At 58.9% G+C, this 14,768-nt stretch carries 21 protein-coding genes; 3 read left to right on the top strand and 18 right to left on the bottom strand.

The genetic code is table 11. The features are described from left to right. Window positions 1–41 precede the first annotated feature (41 nt). The 14 genes from GY33_RS18905 to GY33_RS0102410 all read right to left on the bottom strand — a co-directional run bounded on the left by GY33_RS18905 (window position 42) and on the right by GY33_RS0102410 (window position 8,688). Entirely contained in the window at window positions 42–347 is a 306-nt protein-coding gene (locus tag GY33_RS18905) for a CopG family antitoxin (RefSeq protein ID WP_152555036.1), read from the bottom strand. Then, a complete protein-coding gene (locus GY33_RS0102465; protein ID WP_031385813.1) occupies window positions 313–597 on the bottom strand; it encodes a BrnT family toxin in 285 nt (94 codons plus the stop codon). The genes GY33_RS18905 and GY33_RS0102465 overlap by 35 nt, the downstream gene beginning before the upstream one ends. Window positions 598–759: 162 nt before the next feature. Then, window positions 760–1,038: a HigA family addiction module antitoxin gene (locus GY33_RS20250; RefSeq protein ID WP_084184753.1), complete on the bottom strand. Its 279-nt coding sequence runs from the start codon at window positions 1,036–1,038 to the stop codon at window positions 760–762. A gap of 85 nt (window positions 1,039–1,123) precedes the next feature. Then, window positions 1,124–2,854, bottom strand: a complete 1,731-nt coding sequence (locus tag GY33_RS0102460; RefSeq protein WP_035271014.1) for a Na(+)/H(+) antiporter subunit D — start codon at window positions 2,852–2,854, stop codon at window positions 1,124–1,126. Further along, window positions 2,844–3,095: a hypothetical protein gene (locus GY33_RS0102455; protein ID WP_031385811.1), complete on the bottom strand. Its 252-nt coding sequence runs from the start codon at window positions 3,093–3,095 to the stop codon at window positions 2,844–2,846. Before GY33_RS0102455 ends, GY33_RS0102460 begins: the two co-directional genes overlap by 11 nt. After that, window positions 3,092–4,627, bottom strand: coding sequence for a monovalent cation/H+ antiporter subunit D family protein (locus tag GY33_RS0102450; RefSeq protein WP_035271011.1), 1,536 nt, complete (start codon window positions 4,625–4,627; stop codon window positions 3,092–3,094). The genes GY33_RS0102455 and GY33_RS0102450 overlap by 4 nt, the downstream gene beginning before the upstream one ends. 13 nt (window positions 4,628–4,640) lie before the next feature. Then, entirely contained in the window at window positions 4,641–6,140 is a 1,500-nt protein-coding gene (locus GY33_RS0102445) for a complex I subunit 5 family protein (protein ID WP_031385809.1), read from the bottom strand. After that, entirely contained in the window at window positions 6,137–6,505 is a 369-nt protein-coding gene (locus GY33_RS0102440; RefSeq protein ID WP_031385808.1) for a cation:proton antiporter subunit C, read from the bottom strand. The genes GY33_RS0102445 and GY33_RS0102440 overlap by 4 nt, the downstream gene beginning before the upstream one ends. A 2-nt stretch (window positions 6,506–6,507) precedes the next feature. Then, window positions 6,508–6,978, bottom strand: a complete 471-nt coding sequence (locus tag GY33_RS0102435) for an MnhB domain-containing protein (RefSeq protein WP_235185437.1) — start codon at window positions 6,976–6,978, stop codon at window positions 6,508–6,510. Beyond that, window positions 6,975–7,277, bottom strand: a complete 303-nt coding sequence (gene mbhE / locus GY33_RS0102430) for a hydrogen gas-evolving membrane-bound hydrogenase subunit E (RefSeq protein ID WP_031385806.1) — start codon at window positions 7,275–7,277, stop codon at window positions 6,975–6,977. Before mbhE ends, GY33_RS0102435 begins: the two co-directional genes overlap by 4 nt. Further along, window positions 7,274–7,519: a hydrogenase subunit MbhD domain-containing protein gene (locus GY33_RS0102425; protein ID WP_031385805.1), complete on the bottom strand. Its 246-nt coding sequence runs from the start codon at window positions 7,517–7,519 to the stop codon at window positions 7,274–7,276. Before GY33_RS0102425 ends, mbhE begins: the two co-directional genes overlap by 4 nt. Window positions 7,520–7,522: 3 nt before the next feature. Next, window positions 7,523–7,843, bottom strand: a complete 321-nt coding sequence (mnhG, locus tag GY33_RS0102420) for a monovalent cation/H(+) antiporter subunit G (protein ID WP_031385804.1) — start codon at window positions 7,841–7,843, stop codon at window positions 7,523–7,525. Further along, on the bottom strand, window positions 7,840–8,112 hold the full coding sequence (locus GY33_RS0102415; RefSeq protein ID WP_031385803.1) for a monovalent cation/H+ antiporter complex subunit F: 273 nt from the start codon (window positions 8,110–8,112) through the stop codon (window positions 7,840–7,842). Before GY33_RS0102415 ends, mnhG begins: the two co-directional genes overlap by 4 nt. Beyond that, entirely contained in the window at window positions 8,113–8,688 is a 576-nt protein-coding gene (locus tag GY33_RS0102410; RefSeq protein WP_161788432.1) for a Na+/H+ antiporter subunit E, read from the bottom strand. 348 nt (window positions 8,689–9,036) lie between these two features. Here GY33_RS0102410 and GY33_RS18900 point away from each other — a divergent pair, with 348 nt between their 5' ends. The 3 genes from GY33_RS18900 to GY33_RS0102395 are packed head-to-tail and all read left to right on the top strand — an operon-like array spanning window position 9,037 to window position 11,510. Continuing rightward, window positions 9,037–9,627 carry a DUF2318 domain-containing protein gene (locus GY33_RS18900; protein ID WP_051822208.1) on the top strand — a complete coding sequence of 197 codons (591 nt, stop codon included), beginning with the start codon at window positions 9,037–9,039 and terminating at the stop codon, window positions 9,625–9,627. After that, window positions 9,624–10,814 (top strand): ABC transporter permease, encoded by a 1,191-nt coding sequence (locus GY33_RS0102400; protein ID WP_031385800.1) that lies wholly within the window; start codon window positions 9,624–9,626, stop codon window positions 10,812–10,814. The genes GY33_RS18900 and GY33_RS0102400 overlap by 4 nt, the downstream gene beginning before the upstream one ends. Before the next feature lie 18 nt (window positions 10,815–10,832). Beyond that, window positions 10,833–11,510, top strand: a complete 678-nt coding sequence (locus GY33_RS0102395; RefSeq protein WP_031385799.1) for an ABC transporter ATP-binding protein — start codon at window positions 10,833–10,835, stop codon at window positions 11,508–11,510. A gap of 122 nt (window positions 11,511–11,632) precedes the next feature. Here the strand turns inward: GY33_RS0102395 and GY33_RS0102390 are convergent, their stop codons facing one another. From GY33_RS0102390 to metX, 4 genes are all read right to left on the bottom strand, one after another. Further along, window positions 11,633–11,944 carry a hypothetical protein gene (locus tag GY33_RS0102390; protein ID WP_031385798.1) on the bottom strand — a complete coding sequence of 104 codons (312 nt, stop codon included), beginning with the start codon at window positions 11,942–11,944 and terminating at the stop codon, window positions 11,633–11,635. Beyond that, the gene (locus GY33_RS0102385; protein WP_031385797.1) at window positions 11,944–12,201 is read right to left on the bottom strand and encodes a DUF6364 family protein; all 258 of its coding nucleotides are present in this window, start codon (window positions 12,199–12,201) and stop codon (window positions 11,944–11,946) included. The genes GY33_RS0102390 and GY33_RS0102385 overlap by 1 nt, the downstream gene beginning before the upstream one ends. Window positions 12,202–12,591: 390 nt before the next feature. Then, complete coding sequence (metW, locus tag GY33_RS0102380; RefSeq protein ID WP_051822207.1) at window positions 12,592–13,251, bottom strand: methionine biosynthesis protein MetW; 660 nt, start codon at window positions 13,249–13,251, stop codon at window positions 12,592–12,594. Beyond that, entirely contained in the window at window positions 13,248–14,441 is a 1,194-nt protein-coding gene (gene metX / locus GY33_RS0102375; RefSeq protein ID WP_031385795.1) for a homoserine O-acetyltransferase MetX, read from the bottom strand. Before metX ends, metW begins: the two co-directional genes overlap by 4 nt. Window positions 14,442–14,768 lie beyond the last annotated feature (327 nt).

The following is a 14,768-nucleotide window of genomic DNA, read 5'->3' as shown; positions in this document are numbered from 1 at the left end:
ATAGTGCTCCTTCATTTGGTTGCACATAATTGCGCTAAAAATCAGCAGTGCGTCAGAGCATTTTGATTTTCGATGATTTTTTCTTGAATCCAAAGATTGACAAGTGTTTCTGGCAAAATGCCTTTAATGTGAGCAATATTGTCAATATTATCGGACAATTCTCTGTCAATCGCGAAGTAGTTTTTTTCTGACTTGAGATGGACTTTGAAATCAGTATCTTGCTGTAGATCTTCGTAATCTGCCAAACTGTGCGTATCCCAAAAAGTTGCAGCTTCTTCAATGGACTTGAACTCATCTGGTATTGGATCGTATTTACTTTTTGTCATAATTCCTCCTTTCTTTTGCATCCATTTCTCGTGCAGTAACAATGAGTGCTTCTTTGGTACGTTTGTAAATGAAAATAACAGACAAAAATCGTCCAGATTCTGACTGGCCACGCGCTGAATAAATATTTTCGTTTTTGATTTTACCTTTTTCAATCATTTTAAATTTTGGTTTATTTTGGAAAACCTCTTCTACTTCTAAACGGGTCACACCATGCTTCCACATAAGTTTGTCAATGATATCTCTATACCAAATAAAACTTTCTATAAACATGCTGATGCCTAGTGATGACGTTGGTATAAGAAATTATGATCAGCCGAGGTTCAGAGAAGACCAATAGTGAATACAAATCTTCTTTGCGTCCCAGTGAGATGAGCAAACAAATTTCACTGGGAAAACTTATCTGTGCATATCTTCGATAACCAATGTCGCGATTTATGTGAAAAAGAATGTAATGCCGTAAAAAGAGGCGTTCTCGGAAACCCAGAGATCGTAATTTCGTTGGAGATTCAGCCACAGATCAGGAGAAGTGTTCAACGCACTCGCGAGACGAAGGGCCAAGTCGGGTGAAACAGATCCTTGCTCGTTTAAAAGAGCGGAAAGGCGGCTCCTGGATATCCCCAATCTTGAAGCCACATGGGATACTGAAAGATTCAAGGGGGCGAGATAGTCCTCCCGCAAAATTTGCCCGGGATGGGTTGGTCTACGGATCATGATGCGCTTAATGGCTTTCAGAAAAACAAACGGGCTTCTTTTACGAAGCCCGTCTGTTGAGGTCAATGCTTTGCGGGTAGGGGGGTCAGCGCCAGAGGCTCCAGGCTGCCACGGCCACGGTGACCAGCAGGGTCAGGGTGATGGGCGTGCTCAGGGGCGGTCGGTCGGCGTCCGCGTCGAAGTCGCGCAGCGGCCGTTGCAGGGTGCGCAGGACATGCATGGGGTCGGAAGAAAGAAAAGATACGAAGTCGGCGAAGCGAAAGCTCAGCCGTTCAGCGGTGTCAAAGAAGACATTCACCCAGCCGATGAAGACCCGGCGCAGGTAGGGGGCCAGGCGGCGATAGAACCAGTCCACGTCCAGGGAAATCTTGTCCTTGGGCGTCAGCTTGGCCCGGACCAGCCAGAACCCGAGGAAGGTGAAGATCAGAATCTGGGTGGTTTCCACCAGCAAGGGGATGGCGAACGGGGTGAAGTCCGTGAAGTAGGGCAGTTCGGCATACAGCAGCCCGGGAAAGACGCCGTAGATCACGCAGAGCACGGCCACGCCGGTCATGGCCGCGAACATGCCCGTGGGGATGGGCCGCAGCTGGGCGTGGTGCGTTTTCTCTTCATGGAACCACGTATAGTAGGGCAGCTTGATGCCGACGGAGAGAAACGTGCCCACGGAAGCGAAGATGAGCAGGAACTTCACGGCGTAGGCGGAGCTTTCCCCGGCCGCGGTGATGATCATGGTCTTGCTGATGAAGCCCATGAACAGCGGAAAGCCGGAAATGGACAGGGCCCCTACCATATACAGGACCAGCACCCACTTCATCCGCGACGCCAGGGCACCCAGCTCGCTGAGCTTGCTGGTTCCGGCAGCGTAGAGCACCGCGCCCGTGGCCATGAACATCAGGGTCTTGTAGAGGATATTGCTGAAAGCGAAGGCGGCGGCCCCGTTCAGGGCCAGTTCCGTGCCGATGCCCACGGCGGCGATCATGTACCCGACCTGACTGATGATGTGGTAGGAGAGGATCTCCCGAATATCGTTGGCCAGAAACGCGTAACTCACGCCCCAGAGGGCCATGGCCACGCCCATGATCATCAGGATCGGCCAGCCGGGAAAGAGGACGATGGCCACGTAGACCGCCACCTTGGTGGTGAAGGCGCTGAGCACGCAGGCTCCGGTGATGGTCGCCTTGGGATAGGCGTCCGGCAGCCAGGCATGCAGGGGGACCATGGCCGCGTTGATCATCACGCCGAAGAACATCAGCCAGGCGGCCAGGGACTCACCGGGAGCGAAGCCGTTCTCCGGCAGCAGGAGCGAGCCGGTGGTCTGGGCGTGAACGATGATGCCCGCGAGCAGGAGACTGCCGCCGAACAGGTGGTACAGCAGGTAGCGCATGCCGGCCTGTTGGGAGGACTTGGTGCGTCGCGCCCAGATCAGATAGGTGGAACCGGCGGCCATGATCTCCCAGCAGACCAGCAGGGTGAAGAAGTCGCCGCAAAAGGTCACGCCCAGGGCGCCGCCGGCGTACAGCAGGGCAGCGGCCTGTTGCCCGGTTTCGCGCATGTGCAGGGCGTACACCCCGCAGAAAAAGGCGATCAGGGCGAAGATGATCCCGAAGACCCGACTGAGCTGGGTGACCTGGAGGACCACCAACTCGTAGTGGGCGAAGGGCATGGTGACCACGGTCCCCAGGGGGATGGTCAGAATGAGGATCAGCGCGGCGATGGGAAAGGCCAGAAAAGCCGCGGGACGGGCGTTCTTGGGCAACAGGGGCAGGATGATCAGCCCCAGCCACATGACGAGAACCGGAGGCAGTTCAATGGGCATTGGTGTTTACTTCCTGATCGGTATCTTGGTCTTGCTGAAGAGCGTCATAGTAGTTCGGCTTCTGGGCAATGAACAGGTTCGCGCAGAACTTTGCGACGAAGATCAGCACGAAGCTGCCGACGAATCCGAACACGGCGAAAAAGCCGGGGATGGCTTCCCACCAGTAATGGTGCTCAATGAATTGGCCGATGACCGAAAGCAAGGTGAGGCCGATAAGAACGATCCAGTGCCACTGTTTCATGGCCAGACTCCCGAAGCGATGAAGACCGCGGGCAGCTGGAAGACGCTTTGCGAGATCCCGGCGGCCAGGTCATACAGGTTGAGGAACAGATTGGGTTGCAGGCCCAGCAGGACGGACAACGTGGCCACGATGCAAATGGGCACGACCATGAAGGGCGAAGCCTCACCGTGTTTTTCCAGATCCTTGCCGCCGGGGCGGAAAAAGGCCCGCTGGACGATGGGGAAGAAGTAGGCGGCGTTGAGCAGACCGCTGAGCAGGAAGATGCCCAGGATGATGGTCTGGTCCGCGGCCATGGCCCCCTGGCAGAGGAACCATTTACTGACAAAGGCGTTGATGGGCGGAACCCCAGCCAGGCCCAGGGCGCCGATGGTGAAGGCCCCCATGGTCCAGGGCATCACCCTGCCGATGCCGTCCAACTGGGATATCTTGGTCTTATGCAGATTGACGTAGATCGCCCCGGCGCAGAAAAAGAGGCAGATCTTGGTCGTGGCGTGGTTGGAGAGGTGCAGCAGCCCGCCGGTGAATCCTTCTGGGGTGAGCAGGGCCACGCCGAGAACGATGTAGGATAGATGCCCTACCGTGGAGTAGGCCAGTCGGCGCTTCAAGTCGTCCTGGTTCAGGGCGATCAGGGAGGCCAGGATCACCGTGGCCCCTGAGAAGGTGGCCAGGATCAGGTTCAGGCTGAACTCGTGCATAACTTCGGGACCGAAAATGAACCCCACGACACGGATCACGCCGAAGACCCCGGCCTTGACCACGGCCACCGCATGGAGCAGGGCGGAGACCGGCGTCGGAGCGACCATGGCCGCGGGCAGCCAGCTCTGGAGCGGCATGATGCCGGCCTTCACGCCCACCCCGGCGATGAACAGGATGAAGGCAACCTTGATCAGCACGGGATCAAGCACAATCCCGCCGAAGATCCCGCCGGGTTTGAAGTCCAGCGTGCCGGCGATGGAATAGGTGATCCCGATGCCCGCGATGAGCACAACGCCCGCGGACATGGCGTAGAGCAGGTACTGTCGGCCGGAGCGCATGGCCTCCTGGTTCTCCTTGTGGATGACCAGGGGGTAGGTGGCCAGGGACAGAATTTCGTAGAAGATCAAAAAGGTGAGCAGGTTGGCCGAAAAGGCGATGCCGATGGTGGCCGAGAGGCAGACCGCGAAGCTGGCAAAGTAGCGGGTCTGCTTTTTCTCATTGGCTCCGCGCATGTAGCCGATGGAGTAGAATGAGGTCAGAATCCACAAGCCCGAGGCGACCACGGCGAAGAGCATGCCCACGCCGTCGGCCCGCAGTTTCAGGGCGATGTCCGGAGAAGCCGAGATCTGGACGATGGTGAATTCCGCCACTTCCCCGGCCATGACGCCGGGCAGCAGGGACAGAACCAACGGGAACTTGATGAACGCCGCGGCCAGGGTCCAGAACTCGCGCATGTTCGGACGGTTGCTGCTGGCGTAGATCAGCGGGACCGCTGCCAGGGAAACCAGGACCGCCAGAAAGGGAACCGAGGACGTATAGGTGACGATTTCGTGCATTGGTTTTAGTCCCTTAGAGCCAGCCGGGGATCATGGGCACGATGAGGTTGGAGACGATCCAGGCGTTGGCGAAGCCGAGCACCAGGAGACTGATGGCCAGAAAGATGGTCGGGATAAGCATGGACGCCGGGGCTTCGTTGCGAACGACGGTCTGCTCGCTGTAGTCCACGCCGCCGGGTTCCTGCGGTTTGAGGTACATCCGCTCCATCACCCGGAAAAAGTAGGCGACGTTGAGAATGGTGCTGATCAGCAGGGCCGTGAGGAAAATCCAGTGCGACTGCTCGATGGCGCCCAGGGCCAGATACCATTTTCCGAAGAAGCCGGCCGTGGGCGGCAGGCCGATCATGGAGATGGCGGCCAGGGTAAAAGCCGCGGACGTCCAGGGCATGGACTTGCGCAGGCCGTTGGTCATCTGGGGGATGGAGCTGTGGCCGAGACGCAGGCGCATGTTGCCGCTGACCAAAAAGAGGCAGCACTTCATCACGGCATGGTTCAGGGCGTGGAGAATGGCGCCGATGAATCCCAGGGGTGAGGCCAAGGCGATGCCCACCGCGATGTAGCCGACCTGGGCCACGCTGCTGTAGGCCAGCATCCGCTTCAGCTCCGACTGGCAGATGGCCATGATCGAGCCCCAGATGATGCCCGCCGCGCCCAGGTATCCGATGACTTGAAGAAGATTCAACAGCTCGGTGCGCAGGTGGTCCGGGTCAACCACGAAGAACAGGACCCGGAACAGGACATAGGCGGAAACCTTGGTGCCGATGGGCGCGATCAGGGCCGTGGCCGTGGTGGAAGCGTGGGTGTAGGCGTCGGGCAGCCAGGCGTGCATCGGAAACAGGGCCATCTTCAGTGCCGTGCCCAGGACAATGAGCACCAGACCGACGATCACTGCCGGGGAATCGTGGACCAGGGGCATCAACTGGGCGATATCCGCCATGTTCAGGGTGCCGGTGCTGATGAAAATCAGAGCCACTCCCAACAGGTAGAAGGTCGCGCCCACGGTGCCCATGACCAGATAGCGGAAGGCCGAAACTACGGCCCGCTTGTCGCCGATGGCGACCAGGGCGTAGCCGGCCAGGGCTCCGATTTCCAGGAAAACGTAGAGGTTGAAGAGGTCGCCGGTCATCACCATCCCGGCCAAGCCGCCCAAGAGGAGCATGGACAGACTGTAGAAGGCGATCTCTTTCTGGGGGATTTCGTATTCCACGCTGCGTTTGCCGAAGACCATCACGATGAAGGTGATGCCGCAAAGCAGGGCGCAGATAAAGGCGGAGAGCGGATCCAGGACGAATTCGATCCCGATGGGGGGCATCCAACCGGCAATGTGGTAGCTGATCCGACCCTGGGCCAGGGTGGCCTGCATGCCGACCACGGAGAAATACAGGGCCAAGGCCGATCCCAGAACCGCGGTCAAGTGCGCGGCGGCGCGATGCATCGACCCCACCAGGGGGATGAGCATGGCCGCGAAGAGGAACGTGATCGGGATGAGGACGGGAGCTTGGGAGCTGATCATTTCATCCGCTCCAGGAGAGTTGGTTCATCAAGGGTTTTGAATTCCCGGTAGATGCCGATGAGCAAGGCCAGGGCCACGCCCAGAGTAACTACGGCCACGACGATGGCGGTGAGCATCAGGGTGTGCGGCAGGGGGTTGAGGTAGAGCTCCGGATTCTCCACGCCGTAACGCGGATCCAGGACCGTGACCCCCGCCCCTTCCTTATAGGCACCTACGATCCAGAACATGATCGTAGTGGCCGCGACAATGGACATCCCCAAAACCTTTTTCATCAGGTTGTGTTTTACCATCATACCGTAAAGGCCGATGGTGAACGCCGTGGCCAGAAAGATGTAGGCATAATAGCCTTGGATGAATTCGAGCATGCTCAACATCCCAGCAGGTCGTCGTAGATGGCGACCAGCGTTGTCATGACGGTTATGGTTACGCCCACCTCGATCATCAGGATGCCGTAGTAGCGGAGGTAGGCCGGATCAAGCCACGGCATGGGCAGGTAGTGATAATCCAGGAAGTTGCCGCCGAAGAGAATGGCCACAAGCCCGATCCCGGCAAATATCAACGCCCCGAGGGCGCTGAGCCGCAGGGTGATCCAGGAGGGCATAATCGGCTGGGAGAGAGAGGTGCCCAGGCTTAAGCGCAGCAACAAAATCGCCGCGGCCAGAAGTACGCCGCCTTGGAAGCCGCCGCCAGGACTGTAGTGACCGTGAAAAAAGACATACAGGCCGATGAGCAGGATGACCGGGGAAATGCCGCGACTGGCCAAGTGGATGATGGGGCTCTCCGTGGGTGCCATCATTGCGGCTTCCTTGCTGCACAACTCCTTATTGCTGGTGCTCATGGCTTTCTTCTCCCGACGTTCAGGATGAAAAAGCAGGCAATGCCGCCGGCAAAAACAACGATGACCTCGCCCAGGGTATCAAATGCCCGGTAATCGGCGAGGATGACCGTGACCATGTTTGGGGTCTTGGTGTCTTTATAGGCGTTTTGGATGAAGTAGGTCCCAGCAACCACAGTACCCGCGGGGTTGACGTGCTGGTGCACCGGCGCGGTGACGTCGCCCCGGGGCGGCAGGTTCGTGACCGCGACGATCAAAATGCCCAGAAAGGCCAGAAGGAGGAAATATTGAAGTGTTTTCAATCTCGACTCTTCCTTGATGTCATGAGGATGGCGACAATGCTGAATACACCCACGGCACCCGCGCCGACCACGGCCTCGGTGAACGCCACGTCGATGGCCCCCAGAGAAACCATGATCGCCGCGGTGAGAAAGCTGAAGATGGTCAAGATGACCGCCGCGGCCAGCAAATTGCGAACCGAGAGGCCGACGACCGCGGCAACGATCAGGATCACGAAAAGAAGAAATTCAATCATCCAATGCATGGCTCAGCCTTCGTTCTTGCGGTTTCCGTACCAGGGTTTCATGCCGTAAAGCAGGGCGCGGCGGGCCAGGGCGTGGGCGGCGACCGGGCTGGTGAAGGCCACGAAGACGATGATCAGCAGCAGCTTGGCTGAAGTCAGGGTGAAGCCTTCAAAAACGGCCAAACCGGTCAGGAACATCAAGATTCCCAAGGTGTCCACTTTCCCGGCGGCATGGGCCCTGGTGAAGAAGTCCGGCAGGCGGTTGATGCCGATGCTGCCCACGAGCATGAAGAATGTCCCGCCCAGTACGAGTATAACGGCCAGTGCGTCTTGAAGAAAGCTCATTTCGCAGCCCTCGCGCTGGAACGAAAATATTTGGCCATGGCGATCACGCCAACGAAGTTTAAGATGGCGTAGCCCAGCGAGATATCGATGAACATGTCCAGGCGATCGAACATCAGACCGAAGAGCAGGATCAAGGTCAGGATCTTCGCCCCTACCGCGGCGCCACCCAGAAGACGGTCAAAGACCGTCGGCCCTTTGTAGACCCGGTAGAACGGTATCAGCAGGGCAATGCACAGAACCAAGGCGATGGTAATGAAAAAGGTCTGCATCTATTTCCCCCGTCCGGAAGTGATCAGTTCAATGTCGCAGCACATATCCTCACTCTCACACTCCCGCATATACAGCCGGGCCACCCTGGCTTCCATGTCGCCGCTGACCAGATCCTCCTCGGTGTCACGGGTCAGGGCGTGGACCGTGAACAGATTGTCCTCAATGTCCAGGGTCAAGGTGCCTGGGGTCAGGGTGATGGAGTTGCCGAGAATAACCCGGGCCAGGACGTTTGGCTGTTTGGAGGTGAAACGGACGATCATCGGTTCGATGGGCATCTTGGGATGCAAAACCACATAGGCCACGTAGACCCCGGACTTGATAATCTGCCAGACCAGCCAGAACAGGTAGACGATCAGCCTGGGGATGATGATTCTGGTAGAGCCGCAGGGTTCGTCCTTGGCCAGGGGGATGGAGTTGAGTCTGCCGCTGAGCCAGATGACGAAGGCGACGGAGATGGCTCCCCAGAGGAGGTAGATGAAGTCGGTTCTGCCGCTGAGAATCAGCCAGATCGCAGACAGGATCAGGATCTGGAGGATCAGGCCGCGGTGGCGTAGCCAGAGGGAAGTGTTGTTCATTGTGCTAAAGGGAAACACCCGGTTAAAAAAGAGGAACGGTTGCGTTGCAAGGACAACTTTGCACATTTTGGAACAAGGTGGGTGCTTCCTATGTTATCAACGGGCTTGCTGTCAAGAATAATGGCCGAAAAATCAACTTCTGCGGGTGAGATTGTGATTTCGTGAACAAGTGGCACGGAGGCGTTAGAAATGAAGGAGTGAAGCTGTTGGCAATTAAGCAATCCGTGGTTCGCTTCCAAGATAAAGTTATCCTGGTGCACTGTTCGACTTGCCAACGTAAATCCCAAACCTTACCTTCTTAATCCGAATTCAAGTCAAACCTTATCCTTGTGCGTCTTCGGAGGCCCCATGACGTCAGATACCCCCAATCATTCCTCATCAAAACAAAGCATTTCCGCTAAAAAGGCCACGGTGTTGGGCTCGTCGCCGGCCGGATCAAGAAGTCCGGCGTCGCGAAAAATACTGCTCGGTGCCTGCATCCTGATCGCGGGGGCGATTCTGCTCTTGCTGTTCACCCATTCCGGGCCAAAGGACACAAGTGCCGAGGTGACCCTCGTCACGCCGGTCAACGGAGAATTGGTTCATTCCGCGGCCCTGTTCGTCGACGGCCGGGCGAGGCATTTTGTGCTGCGTACGGAGGACGGGGTGGGCATCAGGTATTTTGTCCTGCGAACCCCGGACGGCATGATCCGCACGGCCTTTGACGCCTGCGACGTCTGCTGGCAGGCCGACATGGGCTATGTCCAGGACGGCAACGTGATGATCTGCCGCAACTGCGGCATGCGTTTTCCCTCGCGGATCATCGGCGAGGTTCGCGGGGGCTGCAATCCCACGCCTCTGGCCAGCCAGGTGCGCGAGGGTGATCTGGTCATCCGGGCCGGGGACGTGCTGGAAGGTCGGAGGTATTTCGACTTCGGACCAGGGAGCGGACGCGGATGAACCTCAACTCCATCGCCTTCGCCAATATCAAGCGCAGAAAGGCCAAGGCAGCCTTTGTGCTCACCGGACTGCTCATCGCCGTGGCCACGGTGGTTGCCCTGCTCGGTTTGCGTCAGGCCGTCTCGTCGAACATGCTGCTTCAACTGGAGCAATACGGGGCGAACATCGTCATTTTGCCGCAAAGCGACAGTCTGGCCCTGAGCTACGGAGGGATCTCCCTGGGCGGCGTGTCCTTTGACGTGCGCAAGATCCACGAGGAGGAGCTGCAACAGGTCTATACCATTCCCTACAGCCAGAACATCGCCGCCCTGGGGCCGGTGGTCCTGGGCGTGGTTCAGGCCCAGGGGCACAACGTGCTGTTGGCCGGGCTGGACTTCACCGCCGCGGCGGTGCTCAAGCCGTGGTGGCGCGTCGCGGGAACGGTTCCCGATCTCGAAAAACAAGTCCTGCTGGGAGCGGAAGCGGCGCGCCTGCTGTCCCTCGGTCCCGGCGATGTCCTGCGGGTGGAGACGAATGAAGTTGCGGACGAACTGACTGTCTCCGGGGTCCTTGAACCCTCCGGATCCCAGGACGATCACCTGCTGTTCACCCCGCTGCGCACGGCCCAGCGCATTCTGGACAAGGAGGGGCTGGTGTCCATGGCCGAAGTGGCGGCCCTGTGTCACGGCTGTCCCATCGAGGAAATGGTGGAGTACATCTCCATGGCCCTGCCGAACACCCAGGTCATGGCCATCCAGCAGGTGGTGGAAAGTCGGATGCAGGCCATGGATCACTTTGAGAAGTTCGCCTACGGCGTCTGCGGCGTGGTCATCGTGGTTTCCGGCTTGATGGTCCTGGTCTCCATGATGGGCAACATCCGCGAGCGGGCGTCGGAAATCGGCGTGTTCCGGGCCATCGGCTACCGTCGCGGGCACGTGATGCGGATCATTTTTTTGGAGGCCGGGATTCTCTCCCTGGTGGGGGGGGCTCTGGGCTACCTTTTGGGTTTGGTGGTGACGCGGTTGACGTTGCCCCTGTTCATCATCGGCGAGGTGGACGCATCCCTGGCGCACCACGCCACCCACGGCGATCCGCTGCTGCCTGTGCTGGCCATCGGACTGGCCGTGCTGGTGGGCCTGGCGGCCAGCGTCTATCCGGCCCTGATGGCTTCCAGGATGGATCCCAACGAAGCCCTACGGGCGATCTAAACACGCAAGGAAGACATCGTGAGCGACATTATCGCGAAAAATTTGATCAAAAAGTACGGCCAAGGAGAGGCCGCCGTGACCGCCCTGGACAAGGTCGGTCTGCGCATCATCTCCGGCGAATTCGTGGCCGTCATGGGGCAGTCCGGCTCGGGCAAGTCCACGCTGCTGTCCATTCTGGGGGCGCTGAACACCCCCACGTTTGGGACCCTCACCGTGGACGACCTGAACATCTACGATCTGAACCAGGATCAGCGAGCGGACTTCCGCAGGGAGTATCTGGGCTTCGTGTTCCAGAGCTTCCACCTGCTGCCCTATCTGAACGTCTTGGAAAACGTGATGATCCCCCTGGCCGTGATCTCCGAGCCCCGCAAGCACAAGGAGGAGCGGGCCCTGGCGGCCCTGGCCGAAATGGGGTTGGATAGGAAAGCCCGGCGGCTGCCCAGCGAGATTTCCGGCGGCGAGCAGGAGCGGGTGGCCATTGCCCGGGCCGTGGTCAACGACCCGCCGATCCTCCTGGCCGACGAACCCACAGGCAATCTGGACAGCAAGACCGGGGGCGAAGTCATGGACCTGCTGGTCCGCCTCAACGCCAAGGGGCGGACCATCGTCATGGTCACCCACAGCGAGGAGAACGCCCGGCATGCGGGGCGCATTTTGCGCCTCGCGGACGGGCGGTTGCTGGGCGAGTCGGGTTGACGTAACTGCCCAGCACATGCTGGCCTTTGCGTGAGGCCGAGAGCACGAGTGCGAAATTTTGGGAACAACCAAACACAATCAAGGCCATCCAGCTATGATCAGCCTGCATGACCATTCGACCCTCAAATCCCGTACGCCGTATCATGCGGTCCCAAAAGGACGAACTTCACCGTTCGGTCCGGCATCTCCTGACAGTCCTGGCAGAGAACGACCTTGTCATCGCCTTTTTTCCGGCAAACCTCGCAGTACAAGTAAATAATGATGAAATTGCGCTTTACCGGACAGGAATAGAATCCCTGCCAGTTGGCCTTGAGTGGTTCACCAATGGCCGAGGGGTCGGCCAGAATCATGTCGACTTTTTTCTGGACCAGCTTCTTGATGGATGCATGGCGCTTAACGGCCTTCAAAAAGGCTTGTTCAAACAGTGCCTGCATTAGTCGCCAAACACTTCGCTGTATGTATGCCATTGCACGGAACCGTCACGGAGACGAGTCTGAACGTCTTCCATGGCTGCGTGGAAAGCCGGGTGAGCCATGATCGCTTCCACGGATTCTCCTTCAACCCGACGCTTAAGGGCCAGCAGGTACTGGGTGACAACCTCGGAAAAAGACGTCCGGTTCTCCGCCGCGAATGTTTTGGCGAAATCGGCAAGATCCTGGTCAATGCTGATGTTGATTCTGGCTTTGGACATTTTAGCCTCCTTTTTGTGTATGATATGCGTACGGAATGTGTCATGTCAAAAAAATCAGAGGAATAAAAAATTCTGAGGACATCGCCAATCGGAAAAGTGGGTCAGGGCATGTGTCCGTTTTTGACACACTTTGTGAATAACCTCACCGCAAGACCCGACAGGCAGGATTCCGGCATGGCCGAGAATCAGCGTCTAATACCATTTCTAATTCGCAAATGCGTTATTCGCTTGAGAAAATGCAGTTATCGGGGTCGGCGTCGGCGCTTCGCTATNNATAGCGAAGCGCCGACGCCGATTCAGATTCCGAAAGGGAAGTTTTGAATTGGAAATAGTCTAACCTGCCGATCAAGACATTCCTTGCAACCACCGTGAAGCACACAAAAGTCAGCTTCAGCCCTGCCCCCGCTCCAGCGCGAAGAGCGCCAGCGCGGCGCGCATGTTCGGCCAGAAGCGGACCGTTCGGGGATGGTCCTGGCGGTCCAGGTTGACGAACAGCTCTTTGTGCACCTTCCAGCGCTTTTCCTGGCATAGGGCCCGGAAGTCCTTGACCGTGGCCAAGCGGATGTTCGGGGTGTCGTACCACTGGTAGGGCAGGGTCGGGTTCACGGGCAGGCGGCCCTTGAACACGATCTGGGAGCGGATCCGCCAGTAGGTGAAGTTCGGGAAGCTGACCAGGACCCGCCGCCCGACCCGCAGGGCCTCGGTCAACAGGTGCAGCGGCCTGGCCGTGGCCAGGAGCACCTGGTTGAGCACCACCACGTCGAAGGCCCCTTCCCGCAAATCAGCCAGACTTTCCTCCAGATCGGCCTGGATCACGGACAGGCCGCGGCTCAGGCACTCGGCCACGGCCCCCGGCTCCAGCTCCACTCCGCGTTCTTCCACTTCCCGATCCGCTTTCAGACGCAACAGCAGGTCTCCGTTGCCGCAGCCCAGGTCCAGCACCCTGGCCCCCTGGGGCACCAGGCTGACGATGGACCGGTCCAGGGCCCGGTCCCGGGGACGGCTGCGGCTCCAATCCACCTGTTGGGGGGTGACGCAATGGGCGTTCATGACGCGGCCATCCGGGTCAGGCGCTCCAGAAAACCGGCCACCACGTCGCCCATGCGATGGCCGGGCAGCAGGAAGGCGTCATGGCCCTGGTCGCTTTCGATATTGCAGTAGGACACGTCCAGGCCGACCCGGCGCAGGGCCTGGACCAGTTCCCGGGACTGCTCCGGGGGAAAGAGCCAGTCGCTGGTGAAGGAGGCGACCAAGAACGGACAGCGGCAGCCGGAAAAGGCCGTGGACAGCCGTCCGTAGGCAGCCTCCAGGTCGAAGTAGTCCATGGCCCGGGTGATGTAGAGATAGGTGTTGGCGTCGAAGCGGCGCACGAAGCTCGATCCCTGATGATGCAGGTAGTTTTCCACCTGAAAGTCCTTGGTCAGACAGAAGGAGCGGCCCTGGCCGTTGATGAAGCGGCGGGAGAATTTGCGGAGCATGGCCTGCTCGGACAGATAGGTGATGTGCCCGATCATCCGGGCCAGCCCCAGCCCCCGTTCCGGCTGGGCGTCCAGGGAGTAGTCGCCCCCGTTCCAGTCCGGATCGCTCATGATCGCCTGCCGGGCCACCTCGTTGAAGGCGATGGCCTGGGGTGAGAGGCGGGCCGTGGTGGCGATGGGAATGGCTCCGCGAACCATTTCCGGGAAGCTGATGGCCCACTGCAAGACCTGCATTCCGCCCAGGGAGCCGCCGATCACGGCCAGCAGCCGGGGCACGCCCAGGTGCTTGAGTAGTCGGCGCTGGACCTGGACCATGTCCTTGACCGTATAAAAGGGGAAGTCCAGTCCGTACGGCTTGCCCGTGGCCGGATCAATGCTGGAGGGCCCGGTGGTGCCCTTGCACCCGCCCAGGAAGTTGCTGGAGATCACGAAGTATTTGTCCGTGTCCAGCGGCTTGCCCGGCCCGATCAGGACGTCCCACCAGCCCGGCTTCTCATCCTTTTCCAGGCCGTAATACCCCGCGGCGTGGGCGTCCCCGGACAGGGCGTGGCAGACCAGCACGGCGTTGTCCCGTGCGTCGTTCAGTTGACCGTAGGTTTCATACGCCACGGTGACGGGGTGCAGGGTCTGGCCGGATTCCAGGTGCAGGGTTTCTCCGGGGCCTTCGAAGGTGACCGTTTGGGTCCGAACCGGTTCCAGCCGCCGGACCTCTGGTGGGCGAATTTCCGGAAGGGTTTCCGGGCGTTTGACAATCTGCGTCATGAGGACTCCAATATCTGGCTCGTGGCCGAGGTGTCTATCGAGTTCACAGTTTGGGGCGCAACGGATAAGCTAGGACCAGAACCCGGACGGTTCCAAGGTTCCGAAATCTCGGCTCGCGGTCCATGTCGTCTGTTTTGCGAATGAAGTCGCTCGGACTGGGGAAAGAGACCGAACGAAGCGGGATCAACACCGGGAGGATGGGCCTGAACGCGGCGGGCGCCTTCAGGCCCCGGCCATGCACCATAGGAATGAGGGTGCATCAGGAAAGGCATCCCGTTGCGGCGGGTGGACGAGATGTGAAAAAAGGATGATCTGCATGGCTGCGGT

The organism is Desulfonatronum thiodismutans, assembly GCF_000717475.1.
GTDB lineage: Bacteria > Desulfobacterota > Desulfovibrionia > Desulfovibrionales > Desulfonatronaceae > Desulfonatronum > Desulfonatronum thiodismutans.
The sequence above is the reverse complement of the archived record's forward strand: the minus strand, read 5'-3'. Positions and strand labels throughout refer to the sequence as shown.